Origin of the sequence: Streptococcus timonensis, assembly GCF_047460355.1 — a bacterium.
GTDB lineage: Bacteria > Bacillota > Bacilli > Lactobacillales > Streptococcaceae > Streptococcus > Streptococcus timonensis_A.
The window spans coordinates 120,311-138,561 of the sequence record NZ_JASHGL010000001.1; the positions used below are offsets into that span (position 1 = coordinate 120,311).

General features: G+C 40.6%; 16 protein-coding genes and 1 other RNA gene. 14 read left to right on the forward strand and 3 right to left on the reverse strand.

Annotated features, from left to right (window positions below; all coding sequences use genetic code 11):
* Positions 1-13: 13 nt before the first annotated feature.
* From rnpB to tig, 14 genes are all read left to right on the forward strand, one after another.
* An RNA gene (gene rnpB / locus QM941_RS00610) (RNase P RNA component class B) lies at positions 14-391 on the forward strand.
* A gap of 84 nt (positions 392-475) precedes the next feature.
* Positions 476-1,633 (forward strand): THUMP domain-containing class I SAM-dependent RNA methyltransferase, encoded by a 1,158-nt coding sequence (locus QM941_RS00615; protein WP_414337679.1) that lies wholly within the window; start codon positions 476-478, stop codon positions 1,631-1,633.
* Between the two features lie 12 nt (positions 1,634-1,645).
* Entirely contained in the window at positions 1,646-3,118 is a 1,473-nt protein-coding gene (gene mapZ / locus QM941_RS00620) for a cell division site-positioning protein MapZ (RefSeq protein WP_414337682.1), read from the forward strand.
* Positions 3,119-3,194: 76 nt separating this feature from the next.
* The gene (gndA, locus tag QM941_RS00625; RefSeq protein WP_006151777.1) at positions 3,195-4,619 is read left to right on the forward strand and encodes an NADP-dependent phosphogluconate dehydrogenase; all 1,425 of its coding nucleotides are present in this window, start codon (positions 3,195-3,197) and stop codon (positions 4,617-4,619) included.
* An 11-nt stretch (positions 4,620-4,630) separates the two neighbouring features.
* A complete protein-coding gene (locus QM941_RS00630) occupies positions 4,631-5,320 on the forward strand; it encodes a response regulator transcription factor (RefSeq protein ID WP_414337686.1) in 690 nt (229 codons plus the stop codon).
* Positions 5,321-5,451: 131 nt separating this feature from the next.
* Entirely contained in the window at positions 5,452-6,480 is a 1,029-nt protein-coding gene (gene cbpF / locus QM941_RS00635; protein ID WP_414337688.1) for a choline-binding protein CbpF, read from the forward strand.
* Positions 6,481-6,603: 123 nt separating this feature from the next.
* Positions 6,604-7,482 carry a mevalonate kinase gene (mvk, locus tag QM941_RS00640; protein ID WP_414337690.1) on the forward strand — a complete coding sequence of 293 codons (879 nt, stop codon included), beginning with the start codon at positions 6,604-6,606 and terminating at the stop codon, positions 7,480-7,482.
* The gene (gene mvaD / locus QM941_RS00645) at positions 7,464-8,417 is read left to right on the forward strand and encodes a diphosphomevalonate decarboxylase (RefSeq protein WP_414337692.1); all 954 of its coding nucleotides are present in this window, start codon (positions 7,464-7,466) and stop codon (positions 8,415-8,417) included. The genes mvk and mvaD overlap by 19 nt, the downstream gene beginning before the upstream one ends.
* Complete coding sequence (locus QM941_RS00650; RefSeq protein WP_414337695.1) at positions 8,404-9,417, forward strand: phosphomevalonate kinase; 1,014 nt, start codon at positions 8,404-8,406, stop codon at positions 9,415-9,417. Before mvaD ends, QM941_RS00650 begins: the two co-directional genes overlap by 14 nt.
* The gene (gene fni, locus QM941_RS00655) at positions 9,395-10,396 is read left to right on the forward strand and encodes a type 2 isopentenyl-diphosphate Delta-isomerase (RefSeq protein WP_414337697.1); all 1,002 of its coding nucleotides are present in this window, start codon (positions 9,395-9,397) and stop codon (positions 10,394-10,396) included. Before QM941_RS00650 ends, fni begins: the two co-directional genes overlap by 23 nt.
* A 94-nt stretch (positions 10,397-10,490) precedes the next feature.
* Positions 10,491-11,189 carry a cell wall-active antibiotics response protein LiaF gene (gene liaF, locus QM941_RS00660; protein ID WP_414337700.1) on the forward strand — a complete coding sequence of 233 codons (699 nt, stop codon included), beginning with the start codon at positions 10,491-10,493 and terminating at the stop codon, positions 11,187-11,189.
* Positions 11,186-12,175: a sensor histidine kinase gene (locus QM941_RS00665; protein WP_414337702.1), complete on the forward strand. Its 990-nt coding sequence runs from the start codon at positions 11,186-11,188 to the stop codon at positions 12,173-12,175. Before liaF ends, QM941_RS00665 begins: the two co-directional genes overlap by 4 nt.
* Before the next feature lie 18 nt (positions 12,176-12,193).
* Positions 12,194-12,826: a response regulator gene (locus tag QM941_RS00670; protein ID WP_414337704.1), complete on the forward strand. Its 633-nt coding sequence runs from the start codon at positions 12,194-12,196 to the stop codon at positions 12,824-12,826.
* Between the two features lie 112 nt (positions 12,827-12,938).
* On the forward strand, positions 12,939-14,222 hold the full coding sequence (tig, locus tag QM941_RS00675; protein WP_414337706.1) for a trigger factor: 1,284 nt from the start codon (positions 12,939-12,941) through the stop codon (positions 14,220-14,222).
* A gap of 49 nt (positions 14,223-14,271) precedes the next feature.
* On the opposite strand, the gene QM941_RS00680 is transcribed toward tig, so the two are convergent.
* The 3 genes from QM941_RS00680 to rnhC all read right to left on the reverse strand — a co-directional run bounded on the left by QM941_RS00680 (position 14,272) and on the right by rnhC (position 18,218).
* Positions 14,272-16,629, reverse strand: a complete 2,358-nt coding sequence (locus tag QM941_RS00680) for an ATP-dependent RecD-like DNA helicase (protein ID WP_414337708.1) — start codon at positions 16,627-16,629, stop codon at positions 14,272-14,274.
* 89 nt (positions 16,630-16,718) lie between these two features.
* On the reverse strand, positions 16,719-17,333 hold the full coding sequence (gene lepB, locus QM941_RS00685; protein ID WP_414337711.1) for a signal peptidase I: 615 nt from the start codon (positions 17,331-17,333) through the stop codon (positions 16,719-16,721).
* Positions 17,334-17,336: 3 nt separating this feature from the next.
* Positions 17,337-18,218 carry a ribonuclease HIII gene (gene rnhC / locus QM941_RS00690; RefSeq protein WP_414337714.1) on the reverse strand — a complete coding sequence of 294 codons (882 nt, stop codon included), beginning with the start codon at positions 18,216-18,218 and terminating at the stop codon, positions 17,337-17,339.
* Between the last annotated feature and the right edge of the window lie 33 nt (positions 18,219-18,251).

Genomic DNA, 18,251 nt, shown 5'->3' on the forward strand with positions numbered 1-18,251 from the left:
TATCCATCGTGCAATTTTTGGATAATCGCGTGGAGAATTTATTTTCCATGAGGAAAGTCCATGCTAGCACAGGCTGTGATGCCTGTAGTGTTTGTGCTAGGCGAAACCATAAGCCTAGGGACGAGTGATCGTTACGGCGAGTGAATAGACTAAGTTTTCGGATATGTCTGAGTAGCTCTGAAAGTGCCACAGTGACGGAGTCTTTCTGGAAACGGAGAGAGTGGAACGCGGTAAACCCCTCAAGCTAGCAACCCAAATTTTGGTCGGGGCATGGAGTGCGCGGAAACGAACGTAGTACTCTGACGGCTATCTGTTCGCAGGTAGTGGTAGACAGATGATTATCGAAGGAAGTGATCCTAGTCACTTCTGGAACAAAACATGGCTTATAGAAAATTGCATATAGGTTGGGGCTGAGAATTGTTTCTCAACCTCATTTTTTAAAGCTAACAAGAGAAAGGTCTATAAAGACTCTAGTATGAAAGAAACATTTAATTTAATCGCGACTGCAGCAGCAGGTCTCGAAGCTGTGGTTGGTCGTGAAGTACGTGAACTTGGATACGACTGTCAAGTTGAAAATGGCCGAGTTCGCTTTCAAGGAGATGTTAAGGCTATCATTCAAACAAATTTGTGGTTAAGAGCTGCAGATAGAATTAAAATTGTAGTCGGTACATTTCCTGCAAAAACATTTGAAGAATTATTTCAAGGAGTTTTTGCACTAGATTGGGAAAACTATCTTCCGCTAGGAGCCCGATTCCCTATTTCTAAGGCCAAATGTGTCAAATCAAAACTTCACAATGAGCCTAGTGTACAGGCTATTTCAAAAAAAGCTGTTGTTAAGAAATTGCAAAAACATTATGCTCGTCCAGAAGGTGTTCCACTAATGGAAAATGGGCCAGAGTTCAAAATAGAGGTATCCATTCTAAAGGATGTAGCAACTGTTTTGATTGATACGACAGGTTCTAGCCTTTTTAAACGGGGTTATCGTACGGAAAAGGGTGGAGCTCCTATTAAAGAAAATATGGCGGCGGCTATTTTGCTCTTGTCAAACTGGTATCCAGACAAACCCTTGATTGATCCGACCTGTGGGTCTGGGACTTTCTGTATTGAGGCGGGAATGATAGCTCGTAAAATGGCACCTGGTTTACGCCGTTCATTTGCATTTGAAGAATGGAACTGGATCAGCGATCGTTTGATTCAAGAAGTTCGTACGGAAGCTGCCAAAAAAATTGATCGAGACCTTAAACTAGATATCATGGGTACAGATATTGATGCTCGCATGGTAGAAATTGCTAAAGCAAATGCACAAGCGGCAGGACTTGGCGGCGATATCGTCTTTAAACAGATGCAGGTTAAGGATTTACGTTCGGATAAGGTGAATGGAGTTATTATTTCTAACCCCCCATATGGTGAACGCTTATCAGATGATGTTGGAATAACCAAACTCTACAGAGAAATGGGACAGGTTTTTGAACCTCTGAAAACATGGAGCAAGTTCATTTTGACGAGCGATGAAGCTTTTGAGAGCAAATTTGGTAGTCTGGCAGATAAAAAGCGTAAACTTTATAATGGAACTTTGAAGGTTGATTTGTATCAATATTTTGGTCAGCGTGTAAAACGTCAAGAGTTAAAATAGAAAGGCAAGCAAATGAGCAAGAAAAGACATAAGCGTCATAAAAAAGGAAACCAAGAACCTCAATTTGACTTTGATGAAGTAAAAGACTTAACTGTCGGTCAAGTCATTCGTAAGAATGAAGAAGTGGAGGCTGGGGTATTACCCGAAGATAATATTTTAGACAAATACATTAAACAGCACCGCGACGAGATTGAAGCAGATAAGTTTGAAAACTTGCAAGCAAAAAAAGAAGAAGTTACTCAAAGTCTGGATGATTTGATCAGGGAACTTAGAGAAACAGAAGAGCAAGAAAATACGTTACTTGCAGAAGAAGGTACAGAATCTGCTGAACCAACTAATCGAGAACCTCTAGAAGAAGTAACAGAAGCTACTGAACCAACTAACCAAGAACTTTTTGAAGAAGTAGAAGAGTTGGAACACCCCTTTGATGATATTGAGGGAACTATTCAGATGCCTGTAGTAGAAGCCCTTCAAGATCCAGTCATTGAGGATGAGAAAGTGGAAGAAGAACTTGAAACTCTGTCTCGTTCTACTCAAGCAGATGCTGAACCACATAATAAAAAAACCTGGTTTATTTTGATCCTCCTTGCTTCTTTATTCCTATTGATTTTGGGTGGTGGTTACTATGTTTATAAGCAAATCAACCGCTCTTCACAAGAAATACAGTCTCAGTCATCTGATGCTGGGTTAATAAGCAATCAAGCACTCTTAGACCAATTTAATGCTCTCTATGATACTTTCTATACAGACGAAAATAAAACTGCTCTGAAAAATAGCCAGTTTAGTCAATTGAGTCAGCTGAAGGACCTCTTAGGGAAACTTGAAGGAGCAAGAGAGTATACTCTTGTAAAATCAAAATATGACAATCTAGAAACTCAAATCAAGGCTATTGAGGAAGTTAATGCTAAGTTCGAAACACCAGTTATTACAGATGGTGTCTTTGATCCAAATGCTAAAGCTAAGGCCGATGCTCAATTTAAAGAAGTCAAAACAGGTAATACTGAAATTGATAAATTGCTAGACAAGGCAATTAGTCTTGGTAAGAGCCAACAAGCAAGTACTGAAACAACAACTGTTACTCAAACGACTACAGCTAGTCAGACTGAGTCGAGTCCAACTACGCAGAGCAGTCCATCAACTTCTTCAAGTCAAGTTTCCTCAAGTGGCAACAGTGGTCTTTCTAGTGATGGAGTTAATCTGCAAAGAAGTGTGAGTCGTGTTCCATTTAATCAATCTGCTATCAGTGATAGTGGTAATCCAGCTTGGGAGTTTAACGATGGTGTCCTTGAACAAATTCTTGCTACTTCACGGGCTCGTGGCTATATTACTGGAAATCAATATATCTTAGAACGTGTTAATATTGTTAATGGTAATGGCTATTACAACCTCTATAGACCAGATGGAACCTATCTCTTTACTCTTAACTGTAAGACAGGATACTTTGTTGGGAATGGTTCTGGCCATGCGGATGACTTAGACTACTAATTGTGCCGTTACAAAATTCTTTCTTTTCACTAGTAAACATGATAAAATAAAAGATATTAAACAAGAGGAGTGTCACATGACAAAAGCTAATTTTGGTGTTGTTGGTATGGCCGTTATGGGTCGTAACCTTGCCCTAAATATTGAATCTCGTGGCTATACAGTTGCCATTTATAACCGTAGTAAAGAAAAAACAGAAGATGTTGTTGCTTGCCATCCAGAAAAGAACTTTGTTCCAAGCTATGATATTGAAAGCTTCGTAAACTCAATCGAAAAACCACGTCGTATCATGCTTATGGTTCAAGCAGGACCTGGTACAGACGCTACTATCCAAGCCCTTCTTCCACACTTGGATAAAGGAGATATTTTGATTGACGGAGGAAATACTTTCTACAAAGATACTATCCGTCGTAATGAAGAGTTGGCCAACTCAGGTATCAACTTTATCGGTACAGGTGTTTCTGGTGGTGAAAAAGGTGCCCTTGAAGGTCCTTCTATCATGCCTGGTGGACAAAAAGAAGCTTATGAATTGGTAGCAGATGTTCTTGAAGAAATTTCTGCAAAAGCACCAGAAGATGGTAAACCATGTGTGACTTACATCGGTCCTGATGGAGCTGGTCACTATGTGAAAATGGTCCACAATGGTATCGAGTACGGTGATATGCAGTTGATTGCAGAAAGCTATGACTTGATGCAACACTTGCTTGGCCTTTCGGCTCAAGATATGGCTGAAATCTTTACTGAGTGGAACAAAGGCGAATTAGACAGCTACTTGATCGAAATCACTGCGGATATCCTTGGACGCAAAGACGACGAAGGTCAAGATGGTCCAATCGTAGACTACATCTTGGATGCTGCAGGAAACAAGGGAACAGGTAAATGGACTAGCCAATCAGCTCTTGACCTTGGTGTGCCATTGTCACTGATTACTGAGTCAGTATTTGCGCGCTACATTTCAACTTATAAAGAAGAACGTGTACACGCTAGCAAAGTGCTTCCAAAACCAGCTGCCTTCAAATTTGAAGGAGACAAGGCTGAGTTGATTGAAAAAATCCGCCAAGCCCTTTACTTCTCAAAAATCATCTCATACGCACAAGGTTTCGCTCAATTGCGTGTCGCTTCTAAAGAAAATAACTGGAACTTACCATTTGCAGATATCGCTTCTATCTGGCGCGATGGCTGTATCATCCGTTCTCGTTTCTTGCAAAAGATCACTGATGCATACAACCGTGATGCAGACCTTGCTAACCTTCTTTTGGATGAGTACTTCTTGGATGTAACAGCTAAGTACCAACAATCTGTTCGTGATATCGTAGCTCTTGCTGTTCAAGCTGGTGTACCAGTCCCAACCTTCTCAGCAGCCATTACATACTTCGATAGCTACCGTTCAGCGGATCTTCCAGCAAACTTGATCCAAGCACAACGTGACTACTTTGGTGCCCACACTTACCAACGTAAAGACAAAGAAGGAACCTTCCACTATTCTTGGTACGATGAAAAATAAGTAGGTCAGCTATGGGGAAACGGATTTTATTGCTTGAAAAAGAAAGAAGTCTAGCTCATTTTTTAAGTTTGGAACTCCAGAAAGAGCAATACCGAGTTGACTTGATAGAGGAGGGGAAAAAGGCCCTTTCTCTGGCTCAACAAAATGATTATGATTTGATATTATTGAATGTCAATCTAGGAGATATGACAGCCCAAGATTTTGTAGATAAGTTGAGTCAGACCAAACCAGCTTCTGTGATTATGATTTTGGACCATTGGGAAGACTTACAAGCAGAGCTTGAAGTTATTCAACGTTTTGCAGTTTCTTATATCTATAAACCAATCATTATTGAAGATTTGGTAGCGAGGATTTCAGCGATTTTCCGTGGCAGAGATTTTATTGATCAACATTGTAACCAAATGAAGGTTCCAACCAGCTATCGAAATTTGAGGATAGATGTTGCCAACCACACGGTTTATCGTGGAGATGAGATGATAGCTCTCACTCGTCGTGAATATGATCTTTTAGCGACGCTGATGGGAAGCAAGAAAGTCTTGACCCGAGAGCAGTTGCTCGAAAGTGTCTGGAAGTACGAAAGTGCTACAGAGACAAATATTGTTGATGTCTATATTCGCTATCTACGTAGCAAGATAGATGTAAAAGGTCAAAAGAGTTATATTAAAACGGTGCGTGGTGTAGGATATACCATGCAGGAGTAGAAAGCAGTTACCTTGTGTAACTGCTTTTTTTTGAGTATCTTTTTAGACCAAATGAAGCAATTTGTAAATCACTATTCAATATATTGACCCAACCAAGTATCTTTGCTATAATCATTTTGGAGGATATAAAAATGAAAGTATTAAAAAAAATGATGCAAGTTGTTCTAGCAATCTTTTTCCTTGCTTTGCTAGCAACAAGTGTAGTATTTGCAGATGATACTGATTCAGAAGGCTGGCAATTTGTCCAAGAAAATGGTAGAACCTACTACAAGAAGGGGGAACTCAAAGAAACCTACTGGCGAGTGATTGATGGTAAGTACTATTATTTTGATCCTTTATCTGGAGAGATGGTTGTCGGCTGGCAATATATACCTGCTCCACACGAAGGGGTTACGATTGGTTCTTCTATAAGGCAAGATGTTGCTTTTAGACCAGATTGGTTTTACTTTGGTCAAGATGGGGTACTACAAGAATTTGTTGGTAAGCAAGTTTTAGAAGCAAAAACTGCTACAAATACCAACAAACATCATGGGGAACAATATGATAGTCCAGCAGAGAAACGAGTTTATTATTTTGAAGACAAACGAAGTTATCACACCTTAAAAACTGGTTGGGTTCATGATGAGGGGCACTGGTATTATTTACAGAAGGATGGTGGCTTTGATTCTCGCATCAACAGATTGACTGTTGGGGAGCTAGCACGTGGTTGGGTTAAGGATTTTCCTCTTACATATGATGAAGATAAGCTAAAAGCTGCTCCATGGTATTATCTAGATCCAACAACTGCTACAATGCAAACGGGTTGGCAATATCTTGGTAACAAGTGGTACTATCTCCGTTCATCAGGTGCTATGGCAACTGGCTGGTATCAAGACGGCTCAACTTGGTATTATCTTGATGCTCAAAACGGTGATATGAAGACAGGTTGGGCTTCTATCAATGGCTATTGGTATTACCTCCGTTCATCAGGAGCTATGGCTACAGGCTGGCTTCAAGACGGCTCAACTTGGTACTACCTCAATTCAAGTAATGGCGATATGAAGACTGGCTGGTTCAAAGTCAATGGTAAATGGTACTATGCCTATAGTTCAGGTGCTTTGGCAGTTAGTACAACTGTAGATGGATATTCTCTTAACTATAATGGAGAATGGGTCAAGTAATGAAAAGAGGCGATTGTGAAAGGAAACAATCGCTTTTTTTATGAAAATATAATAAAATAGAATAGAATATAACTATAATTTTTGCTAAGATATGAGACATATTTCGTCGAACAGAAGGATTAAATGATAAAAAAAATAGGTGTCGGAAAGGCACATAGTAAAATTATTTTAATAGGAGAGCATGCAGTTGTTTACGGCTATCCAGCCATATCTTTGCCTCTTTTAGAGGTGGAGGTCACTTGTCGCGTGCTTCCTGCAGAGACACCTTGGCGCCTTTTTGAAGAGGATACTCTATCAATGGCAGTCTATGCCTCCTTAGAATATCTAACGATTAAAGATGCTTGCATTCGGTGTCAAATTGAATCAGCTATCCCGGAAAAACGGGGGATGGGTTCATCAGCAGCCATCAGTATTGCGGCTATTCGTGCAGTCTTTGATTACTATGATGCGCAACTCTCCCAAGAAACTCTAGAGATTTTAGTCAATCGTGCGGAGATGATTGCCCATATGAATCCTAGTGGTTTGGATGCTAAGACCTGTCTCAGTGACCATCCTATTCGTTTTATCAAGAATCTTGGCTTTACAGAGCTTGAGATGGACTTGTCGACTTATCTAGTGATTGCAGATACGGGTGTTTATGGTCATACGAGAGAGGCTATTCAGGTAGTTCAAAGTAAAGGCAAAGATGCTCTTCCTTATTTACAGACTCTGGGAGATTTAACCCAAGAAGCGGAAGATGCCATCAATCATAAAGATGCTGAAAAACTGGGAGAAATTCTCAGCCAAGCCCATGAAAATCTAAAAGAGATCGGTGTTAGCTCTCAAGAGGCTGATAGCCTGGTAGAAACTGCTATCCATCATGGTGCACTAGGTGCCAAAATGAGTGGTGGAGGTCTAGGAGGTTGCATTATAGCCTTGGCAGCCAATCTTGAGCAAGCACAAGAACTAGCACAAAGATTAGAAGAGAAAGGAGCTGTTCAGACATGGATAGAGAGCCTGTAACAGTGCGTTCTTATGCCAATATTGCCATTATCAAGTATTGGGGAAAGAAAAAAGAGAAGGAGATGGTTCCAGCAACTAGTAGCATCTCTTTAACTTTAGAAAATATGTATACTGAAACCACCCTGTCAGCCCTACCCATTGATGCGATAGCTGATGCCTTCTACATCAATGGTCAGTTACAAAATGAAGCTGAACATGCCAAAATGAGTAAAATCATTGATCGCTACCGCCCTGAAGGAGCAGGTTTTGTTCGTATCGATACCAAGAACAATATGCCAACAGCAGCGGGTTTGTCATCGAGTTCTAGTGGTTTATCAGCCTTGGTCAAGGCCTGCAATGCTTATTTTAAACTTGGGTTAGACCGTAAACAATTGGCCCAAGAAGCTAAATTTGCTTCGGGTTCATCATCTCGTAGTTTTTATGGCCCACTTGGTGCTTGGGATAAGGATAGTGGAGATATTTACCCGGTAGAAACAGACTTAAAATTAGCCATGATTATGTTAGTCTTGGAAGACAAGAAAAAACCAATCTCTAGTCGAGATGGCATGAAACTCTGTGTGGAGACTTCAACTACCTTTGATGACTGGGTGCGTCAGTCTGAGCAAGATTACAAGGACATGCTAGTCTATCTAAAGACTAATGACTTTAAAAAGGTTGGGGAATTAACGGAGAAGAATGCCCTTGCCATGCACGCTACGACTCAGACTGCAACTCCATCCTTCTCTTATCTGACAGATGCTAGTTATGAGGCTATGGACTTTGTTCGCCAATTGCGTGAGCAAGGAGAAGCTTGTTACTTTACCATGGATGCTGGTCCCAACGTCAAGGTCCTCTGCCAAGAAAAGGATTTGGACCATTTATCGGAAATCTTGGGTCAGCGTTATCGCCTAATCGTATCGAAAACAAAGGATTTGAGCCAAGATGATTGCTGTTAAGACATTCGGGAAACTCTATTGGGCTGGTGAATATGCTATCTTAGAGCCAGGTCAATTAGCCCTGATTAAGGCAATCCCTATCTACATGACGGCTGAGATTGATGTTGCTGCCAACTATCGTCTCTATTCAGATATGTTTGATTATGCAGTGGATTTGACACCTGACCCTGCATATAGTCTGATTCAGGATACAATCACTTTGATGGAAGAATTTCTCACTGCTAAAGGCCAGCAATTGCAAGCTTTTTCCATAGACATTCGTGGGAAAATGGAGCGTGAGGGCAAGAAGTTTGGACTGGGTTCCAGTGGGAGTGTCGTAGTCTTAGTCATCAAAGCTATGTTGGCTCTCTATGGTTTCTCAGTTGACCGAAATCTCATGTTTAAGCTAGCTAGTGCTGTTCTACTCAAACGAGGGGACAATGGTTCTATGGGGGACATTGCCTGTATCGTCGCAGAGGACTTGGTTGTCTACCAGTCATTTAACCGTCAAACTGTGGCTACTTGGTTAGATGAAGAGACCTTAGAGAAAGTCTTAAAGAAAGATTGGGGCTTTTCTATTAGGAGTGTTGAACCAGCGTTGAAATTTGATTTTCTGGTTGGTTGGACCAAGGAAGTGGCTGTATCAAGTCATATGGTCAAGCAAATCAAGGATAATATGAACTCTAGCTTTTTACAGGCTTCAAAAGAAACAGTAGCTAACTTGGTAAAGGCTTTGGAGGTAGGTCAAGAAGAAAACATTATTGACTTGCTGGAACAAGCCAGCCAACTTTTAGAAGGCTTGAGTTCAGAAATTTACACACCTTCGCTCAGACAACTAAAAAATGCCAGCCGAGATTTGAAAGCTGTTGCTAAGAGCAGTGGTGCTGGTGGTGGCGACTGTGGAATTGCTCTCAGTTTTGACCAAGATTCGACCAATTTACTGAAAAAACGCTGGGCTGATTTAGGAATTGAGCTCTTGTATCAAGAAAGGATAGGACATGACGACAAATCGGAAGGATGAACACATCCGCTATGCCCTTGAACAAAAAAGTACTTATAATAGTTTTGATGAAGTTGAACTGATTCATTCTTCGCTACCCTTATATGACTTAGATGAAATTGATCTTTCGACAGAATTTGCAGGGCGCAAATGGGACTTTCCTTTTTATATCAATGCTATGACAGGTGGGAGTGAAAAGGGTAAAGAAATCAATCAAAAATTGGCTCAGGTGGCTGAAGCCTGTGGGATTTTATTTGTAACAGGTTCTTACAGTGCTGCCCTTAAGGATCCTTCAGATGTCTCTTTTTCAGTCAAAACTAGTTACCCTGACCTCCTTATTGGAACCAATATTGGCTTAGACAAACCTGTAGAACTAGGATTACAAACAGTGAAAGAGATGAATCCCCTTCTTTTGCAAGTTCATGTTAATGTCATGCAGGAATTGCTCATGCCAGAGGGTGAACGTCAATTTAGATTATGGCAGCATAATCTTTCAGATTATGCTGAGCAAATCTCTGTACCTCTTGTTTTAAAAGAAGTTGGCTTTGGCATGGATGTGAAGACTATTGCTAAGGCTTATGAGATGGGAATACGAACCGTTGATTTGTCTGGTCGTGGGGGAACGAGCTTTGCCTATATCGAAAACCGTCGTGGTGAACAGCGTGATTACCTAAATGACTGGGGTCAATCGACCATGCAGGCTCTTCTGAATACCCAAGACTGGAAAGACAAGATGGAACTTTTGGTGAGTGGAGGAGTTCGCAATCCACTAGATATCATCAAATGCTTGGTGTTTGGAGCAAAGGCAGTTGGTCTATCACGCACCATGTTAGAGCTGGTAGAGAATTACTCTGTTGATGTCGTTATTTCCATTGTTGAAGGGTGGAAGGAAGATCTACGCTTGATCATGTGTGCCCTTAATTGTGCGAGGATTGAAGATTTGCAAGAAGTCGAATATCTTCTATATGGAAAATTAAAAGAAGCAAAAGACCAAATGTAAGAAGATCGGGATTTTAGTCCCGGTCTCTTTTTCGTTCCTCAGACTGATGTGACTTTTGGGATTTGTGATACAATTAAGTAGAGAGGACGGTTACATGAGAAAATTTCAAATTTTTCTATTTATTGAAGCTTGTTTATTGACAGGAGCTCTGATTATGATGGTATCAGAGCATTTTTCCCGTTTTCTACTCATTTTACTCTTGTTTTTACTCCTGATTCGCTATTATACAGGTAGACAAGGCAATAACTTCTTTTTAGTGGCGGTGAGCATCCTATTTTTCTTCATCATTATGCTCAATCCTTTTGTTATCTTAGCTATTTTTGTAGCTTTGATATACAGTCTCTTCCTCCTTTACCCTATGATGAATGAGGAAAGGGAGCCTACCAATCTGGTATATGAAGATGTTGTGACTGTAAAGAGGGACAAAAATCGCTGGTTTGGGAATCTTCACCATTTCTCAAGCTACCAGACTTGTCGTTTTGATGATATCAATCTTTTTCGTCTCATGGGTAAGGATACTATCCATCTGGAGAAAGTTATCTTAACTAATCACGATAATGTCATTATCTTGAGAAAGATTGTTGGTACCACAAAAATCATTGTCCCAGTTGATGTGGAAATTAGTCTCAGTATCAACTCCTTGTATGGAGATTTGACTTTTCTAGACCAACCTAAACGAGCACTTCGGAATGAGCACTATCATCAAGAAACGAGAGATTATCTCAAGAGCCATAAGAGTGTTAAGCTTGTCTTGACGACCATGGTTGGAGATGTTGAGGTAGTGAGAGGATGAAAAAGCAAACCTATATTTTAATTAGCATTACTTCACTTTTATTTGTTGTCTTCCTTTTTCGAAGTCTCTTCAATGTCTTAGAAATAGACTGGCAATATTTACTCCAAGATTTAGAAAAGACACAAAAATTGGTTTTTCTAGCCTTGATTTTCAGTATTTCCTTGACCTTTTTTTTCATTCTTTTTTGGAGATTGATTGACGAAGTGTCACGTAAAACTATTCAAATCAATCTGAAACGCTTATTAGCTGGTAAGGAAGTAGCCTCTGTAGGAGATGCAGACTTGGATGCGAGTTTTAAGAGTCTGTCTGGGAAACTAAGTCTCCTGACAGAAGCCATTCAAAAAGCGGATAATCAAGCCTTGGTCAAAGAAGAAGAGATTATTGAAAAGGAGCGCAAGCGAATCGCGCGTGACTTGCATGATACGGTTAGCCAAGAAATTTTTGCTGCCCATATGATTTTATCGGGACTCAGTCAACAAGCTTCCAGATTAGAGAAAGAGAAGATGCAGACACAACTCCAGAGTGTGACAGCTATTTTGGAGACAGCCCAGAGAGATTTGCGTATTCTACTCTTACATTTGCGACCGATAGAACTGGAACAAAAGAGTCTGGTTGACGGGATTCAGTTGATTCTTAAAGAATTGGAAGAAAAAAGTGAACTCAAAGTCAGTTTTAAATATCAGGTAGACGAATTGCCTAAAAAGATTGAGGAGCATGTCTTTCGTATCGTCCAAGAATTGATTAGTAATACTCTCCGTCATGCCCAAGCTTCTTGTCTAGATGTTTATCTTTATCAGACTGAAACAGAATTACAGTTGAAAGTAGTGGACAATGGTAGAGGTTTTCAGTTAGATGATGTTGATGAACTGAGCTATGGACTACGCAATATCAAAGAACGAGTGGAAGATATGGCAGGGACCGTACAACTATTAACAGCACCCAAGCAGGGTTTGGCAGTGGATATTCGGATCCCCTTGCTTGATTGACTAACAAAAGGAAATAAAATGAAACTATTATTAGTAGATGACCACCAAATGGTACGTCTTGGATTAAGAAGTTATTTTGAACTACAAGATGATGTAGAGGTTGTTGGAGAAGCAACTAATGGAGCCGAAGGGATTTCCATGGCCTTGGCTCTTCGCCCAGATGTGATTGTGATGGATATTGTCATGCCTGAAATGAATGGAATTGACGCAACTCTAGCTATTCTCAAAGAATGGCCGGAGGCTAAAATCCTGATTGTGTCTTCTTATTTAGACAATGAAAAAATCATGCCAGTTTTGAATGCTGGGGCTAGGGGCTACATGCTCAAAACTTCCAGTGCTGATGAACTCTTACATGCAGTTCGTAAAGTAGCAGCTGGAGAACTTGCAATTGAACAAGAGGTTAGCAAGAAAGTAGAATATCACCGCAATCATGTGGAACTTCACGAAGAATTAACTGCGCGTGAACGCGATGTCCTTCAACTGATTGCTAAGGGCTATGAAAATCAGCGCATTGCTGATGAGCTCTTTATCTCCCTAAAGACAGTCAAGACCCATGTCTCTAATATACTTGCAAAACTGGAAGTTAGTGACAGAACACAAGCAGCAGTATATGCCTTTCAGCATCACTTGGTGGGACATGATGAATTTTAGGGGTCATAGGATGTACCTTTAGTATCATTGAAAAGCGCATTCATTACTTGAAAAATATGCTTGAAATGTGGTATAATGGACTGTATTAAAAATTTTAAGGAGAAATGACAGAATGTCTGTATCATTTGAAAACAAAGAAACAAACCGTGGTGTCTTGACTTTCACTATCTCTCAAGACCAAATCAAGCCAGAATTGGACCGTGTCTTTAACTCAGTAAAGAAATCTCTTAATGTTCCAGGTTTCCGTAAAGGCCACCTTCCACGTCCTATCTTTGACCAAAAATTTGGTGAAGAGTCACTTTACCAAGACGTTATGAATGCTCTCTTACCAAACGCTTATGAAGCAGCTGTAAAAGAAGCTGGTCTTGAAGTTGTTGCTCAACCAAAAATTGATGTAACTTCAATGGAAAAAGGTCAAGATTGGGTAATCACTGCTGAAGTCGTTACAAAACCCGAAGTTAAATTAGGTGACTACAAAAACCTTGAAGTATCAGTAGATGTAGAAAAAGAAGTAACAGACGCTGACGTTGATGCTCGCATCGAACGCGAACGCAACAACTTGGCTGAATTGGTTATTAAAGAAGGTGAAGCTGAAGATGGTGACACTGTCGTTATCGACTTCGTTGGTTCTATCGACGGTGTAGAATTCCCTGGCGGAAAAGGTGAAAACTTCTCACTTGGACTAGGTTCAGGTCAATTCATCCCTGGGTTTGAAGACCAATTGGTAGGTCATTCAGCTGGTGAAACTGTTGATGTAGTTGTAACATTCCCAGAAGACTACCAAGCAGAAGACCTTGCAGGTAAAGAAGCTAAATTCGTAACAACTATCCACGAAGTAAAAGCAAAAGAAGTTCCAGCTCTTGACGATGAACTTGCAAAAGACATCGATGAAGAAGTAGAAACTCTTGCTGAATTGAAAGAAAAATACCGCAATGAATTGGCAGCTGCTAAAGAAGAAGCATACAATGATGCAGTTGAAGGTGCAGCAATTGATCTTGCAGTAGCTAACGCTGAAATCGTAGAACTTCCAGAAGAAATGATTCACGAAGAAGTTCACCGTTCAGTAAATGAATTCCTTGGAAACTTGCAACGTCAAGGTATCAACCCTGATATGTACTTCCAAATCACTGGTACTACTCAAGAAGACCTTCACAAACAATACGAAGCAGAAGCTGAGTCACGTACGAAGACTAACCTTGTTATCGAAGCAGTTGCTAAAGCTGAAGGATTTGACGCTACAGAAGAAGAAATCCAAAAAGAAATCGAGCAACTGGCTGCAGACTACAATATGGAAGTTGCTCAAGTACAAAACTTGCTTTCAGCTGATATGTTGAAACATGATATCGCTGTTAAGAAAGCTGTTGAATTGATTACAAGTACAGCAACAGTAAAATAATCTTTTAAAGATATAGAAAAACCACCGGAATTGGTGGTTTTTTTGTCTTCTATTTACCAAAAAACTCTTGAAGATCATCTTCTGTAATACCAATCATGGCTGGAATGGTTGACCAATTGTCCTCGGTGAGGACATAGGATTGTCCAGAAGTAGTTTTTTCTGTATGAGGAGTATTAGTTTGTTCAATGGTTTCCATGAGCTCACTGAATCGTTCAATCAGATAAGTCTTGCGAGCAGTTCCCATATGTTTGGTTGCATAGTCAAAGGCTCTTAATTCACCTAGGAGAATTAGCTTACTTTTAGCTCGTGTGATTGCTGTGTAGATGAGGTTTCGCTCCAACATTCGCTTGCTAGAGCTGGTGATAGGGAGAATGACAACCGGAAATTCACTACCTTGCGATTTATGGATACTCATGGCGTAGGCCAGACGGATTTTATACCATTCGTTGCGTGGATAGATGGCTTCATTGCCGTCAAAATCAATGGCAATCTCATCTTGCTTGGACTCGGTGTATTTACCTGGGATTAGGTCTGTGATATAGCCCAAATCTCCATTAAAGACATTGACTTCAGCATCGTTGACTAGGTGAATGACCTTATCCCCAGTTCGGTAGAGGCACTGGGGAGCTTCAAAGCTAAGCTGGTCTTTTTGTGGAGGATTGAGGAGGGTCTGCATGAGATGGTTGATGGCGTCAATACCAGCAGTTCCTCGGTACATGGGAGCAAGGACTTGAATGTCACGAGCAGGGATTCCGCTTCTGAGGGCTGCATCCAAGATCTTTTCAATAGTAGCTGGGATGTGACTATTGACGATTTCAAAGTAGGAGCGATCTGCCTTTTTCTGGGTAAAATCTTCTGGCAAAATCCCTTGTCTGATTTGACTGGCCAGAGTTACGATGGTAGATTCTTGACTCTGACGGTAAATCCGTTCCAAGCGAGTCTGGGGAAGCATCGGAATCTGGAGGAGGTCAGCTAAGACCTGACCAGGACTAACCGAAGGCAATTGGTCACTATCTCCAACAATGAGGATTTTACTATTAGAGGAGATGTTAGAGAAGAGCTGGTTGGCTAGCCATGTGTCCACCATAGAAAACTCATCCACGATGATAAAGTCAGCATCTAAATAATCCTCTAGATGACTAGTGTCGTCATCTCCCGTCATTCCTAAATGACGATGAATGGTTGCACTTGGCAAACCTGTCAGTTCATTTATGCGACGAGCCGCACGGCCTGTTGGAGCTGCTAATAGAATAGGGATATCACTTTTTTTCCTGAGGTCTAGTCCTTCTAAAAGTGCATAAACTGCGATGATACCATTGATAACAGTAGTTTTTCCTGTTCCTGGACCACCTGTTAGGATAAAGACCTTGTTTTGGATAGCGTCACAAATGGCTTGTTTCTGGATGTCGTCGTAATGAATGCCCAATTCTTTTTCAACACTTGTGATATGTTTTTGTATGACTGTTAAATCTTGATGCTTAAGATCTGCCTCTTCAAGAATTCGCAAGAGGTGGTTATGAATGCCCTCCTCTGCGAAAAAGAGGCTATTGTCAAAGATTTTGGTATCTACCTGTTGGACCTTATCTTCTTCGATAAGATAGGCTAATTCCTGAGCTACTTGGTTAGGGTTGATTTCAACGGGTCTAGAGGATTCCAGGAGACTAATAGTTTTTTCTAGCAAGTCCCTGGCTTCAACATAAGTATCCCCACTTTCCATACAAGCATTTAAAAGGCTATGAACAAGGCCAGCTCGAAAGCGTTCAGGTGCCTGACTTTCGATGCCCAATTCATGCGCCAATTTGTCAGCGATAGTAAAACCCAAACCTTTGATATCTTCTACCAACTGGTAAGGATAATTCTCAACGATATCGATGGTTTCCTCTTTATAGGTATCCTGAATTTGAATAGCTAATTTATTAGGAATCCCGTAGTTGGCTAGTTTGGCTAAAACCATCTCAGTCCCATAATTGAGACGAAGAGCAAAAACAAAGGCTTCGCGGCTCTTAGAAGATAGTCCTGAGATAGTCTCAAGTTTTTCAGGATGTTCCAAGATTTCATCGATAGTATTTTCCCCATAGAGTTCCACAATCTTTTGGGCAGTTTTAAGACCAATCCCTTTGAAATGGCTGCTAGAGAAATATTTGACCAATCCCTTACTAGTTGGTTTTGCTCTTTCGTAACGGGAGATCTGCAGTTGTTCTCCGTATTTGGAGTGTTGGACAATCTGCCCCCAGAAAGTGTATTCTTCTCCCTCGATAACATCAGCCATGGTCCCTGTAACAATGATTTCGAAATCATCAAAGTCCTCAGCATTGGTATCCTCTATATCTAAAAGGAGAATACGGTAAAAGTTGCTGATATTTTCAAAAATAATACGTTCAATCGTACCTGTAAAATAGACTTCCATATAATTCCTTTACATTCCTGAATGAAATCTATCATTCAGAATAGAATGAGAAGAGGCTGAGATTTATATTTCTCGGCCTCTTAGTGTTCTTAAAATGTTCCAATTCGTTTCAGTGGCCAGAAACGGAACTTGGCTTCACCAATGATATCTTTTGCCTTAAAGGTACCAACATGGCGACTATCGCTAGACACCAGACGGTCATCTCCGAGTAGTAGATATTGACCTTCTGGGATTGTGTAGGTAAAGCTAGTGTTAAAGTTTACATCGAGAGTAAATGCTGATGCTTTTTGAGCAAGATTTCTAAAATATTCACCTTTAGTACCCTCCCATCCTGTTCCAGCATAAGTACTTTGTAGCTTGTCCTCATTGAAACGTTTGAGGTATTCTGCCAAATAAGGCTCATCAGTTTCTTGACCATTGATATAAAGCTTGTCGTTCTCATAACGGATGGTGTCACCTGGTAAGCCAATAACCCGCTTGACAATATCTTTATTTCCATCTTCTTCATGGGCTACCACGATGTCAAAGCGATCGATTGGTAGGTGTTTGACAACGAAGAGAATTTCTCCATCAGCTAGAGTAGGGTCCATAGAGTGTCCTTCTACACGAACATTGCTCCAGAGAAAGAGACGGCTGAGACCTACTAATGCAATAATCAGGAAGGAAATTCCCCACTCTTTTAAAAATATTTTAAAATACTTCATATTTTACCTTTCTAGAAGCTGTTTAGCTTTCTCAGTATTTTTAAAGTGTACTTTGGCACTAAAATGAAGACCATTCATTCCATAGGATTGTAAAATTTGGCTAGCTGCCTTATCAGAAGCAGTTCCAGCCCCACTTGGAAGTTGGTAACCTAGCTCTTTACCTAGGTTTTCAAGATTTTCTAGGAAGAGATCACGCGCAATGATGGAGCTAACGGCAACAGCCAAGTACTTGCCCTCAGCTTTTTCCTCTAGCGTGACTGGATTAGGAAAATGATTGGCTTCATTTTTTAGATACTTTTCATAATTTTGTGAGCTGGTAAAGGCGTCAATAACAATTTTTTCAGGCTCAACTCCCTTTTGAAGGAGGAGAAAGATTGCTTGATTGTGAAGAGCTACCTTGACAGACACAGCATTGTAGCGCTCACCAATCACCTCATTATACTTGGTAGGTGACAGGAGGAGTGCTTGATGCTGAATTTTTTCTTTGAGAATAGGCGCAATCTGACGAATTTTCTGGTCGGTCAGGGTCTTCGAATCTCCGACACCAAGTTTTCGTAAGAAGTCATGCTGGTCAGGAGTAACAAAGGATGCCACTACAGCTAGACCACCAAAGTAGGAACCATTTCCTACTTCATCAGTTCCAATCATCGGAAAGTTTTGTCCACTAACTACTGGGCTGACCTGATAACCAAAAAGGCTAGCATAGCTTTCAGCAGTTTCTCCTTGCAAGAGGACTTTTCCTGATGTGTAGATGGAAACACTTGCCTGCGGAAGTTTCAAAAAATAGCGAATATAAGGATTTTTACTAGGAGTCAGTGCTTGTTCATATTTCTGAACAAAGGCTTGGATTTCCTTTTCGCTCGGAGTTAATGTAATACTTGCCATAATTCTTATTGTACCATAAAAGCGGTAGAATTG

Excerpts from the sequence above, each read along its gene's own strand:
- lepB (WP_414337711.1), bottom strand. The coding sequence starts at position 17,333 with ATGAAGTATTTTAAAATATTTTTAAAAGAGTGGGGAATTTCCTTCCTG.
- mvaD (WP_414337692.1), top strand. The coding sequence starts at position 7,464 with ATGGATAGAGAGCCTGTAACAGTGCGTTCTTATGCCAATATTGCCATT.
- gndA (WP_006151777.1), top strand. The coding sequence starts at position 3,195 with ATGACAAAAGCTAATTTTGGTGTTGTTGGTATGGCCGTTATGGGTCGT.
- rnhC (WP_414337714.1), bottom strand. The coding sequence starts at position 18,218 with ATGGCAAGTATTACATTAACTCCGAGCGAAAAGGAAATCCAAGCCTTT.
- QM941_RS00650 (WP_414337695.1), top strand. The coding sequence starts at position 8,404 with ATGATTGCTGTTAAGACATTCGGGAAACTCTATTGGGCTGGTGAATAT.
- QM941_RS00665 (WP_414337702.1), top strand. The coding sequence starts at position 11,186 with ATGAAAAAGCAAACCTATATTTTAATTAGCATTACTTCACTTTTATTT.
- QM941_RS00680 (WP_414337708.1), bottom strand. The coding sequence starts at position 16,629 with ATGGAAGTCTATTTTACAGGTACGATTGAACGTATTATTTTTGAAAAT.
- QM941_RS00670 (WP_414337704.1), top strand. The coding sequence starts at position 12,194 with ATGAAACTATTATTAGTAGATGACCACCAAATGGTACGTCTTGGATTA.
- QM941_RS00630 (WP_414337686.1), top strand. The coding sequence starts at position 4,631 with ATGGGGAAACGGATTTTATTGCTTGAAAAAGAAAGAAGTCTAGCTCAT.
- mapZ (WP_414337682.1), top strand. The coding sequence starts at position 1,646 with ATGAGCAAGAAAAGACATAAGCGTCATAAAAAAGGAAACCAAGAACCT.
- mvk (WP_414337690.1), top strand. The coding sequence starts at position 6,604 with ATGATAAAAAAAATAGGTGTCGGAAAGGCACATAGTAAAATTATTTTA.
- fni (WP_414337697.1), top strand. The coding sequence starts at position 9,395 with ATGACGACAAATCGGAAGGATGAACACATCCGCTATGCCCTTGAACAA.
- tig (WP_414337706.1), top strand. The coding sequence starts at position 12,939 with ATGTCTGTATCATTTGAAAACAAAGAAACAAACCGTGGTGTCTTGACT.
- liaF (WP_414337700.1), top strand. The coding sequence starts at position 10,491 with ATGAGAAAATTTCAAATTTTTCTATTTATTGAAGCTTGTTTATTGACA.
- QM941_RS00615 (WP_414337679.1), top strand. The coding sequence starts at position 476 with ATGAAAGAAACATTTAATTTAATCGCGACTGCAGCAGCAGGTCTCGAA.
- cbpF (WP_414337688.1), top strand. The coding sequence starts at position 5,452 with ATGAAAGTATTAAAAAAAATGATGCAAGTTGTTCTAGCAATCTTTTTC.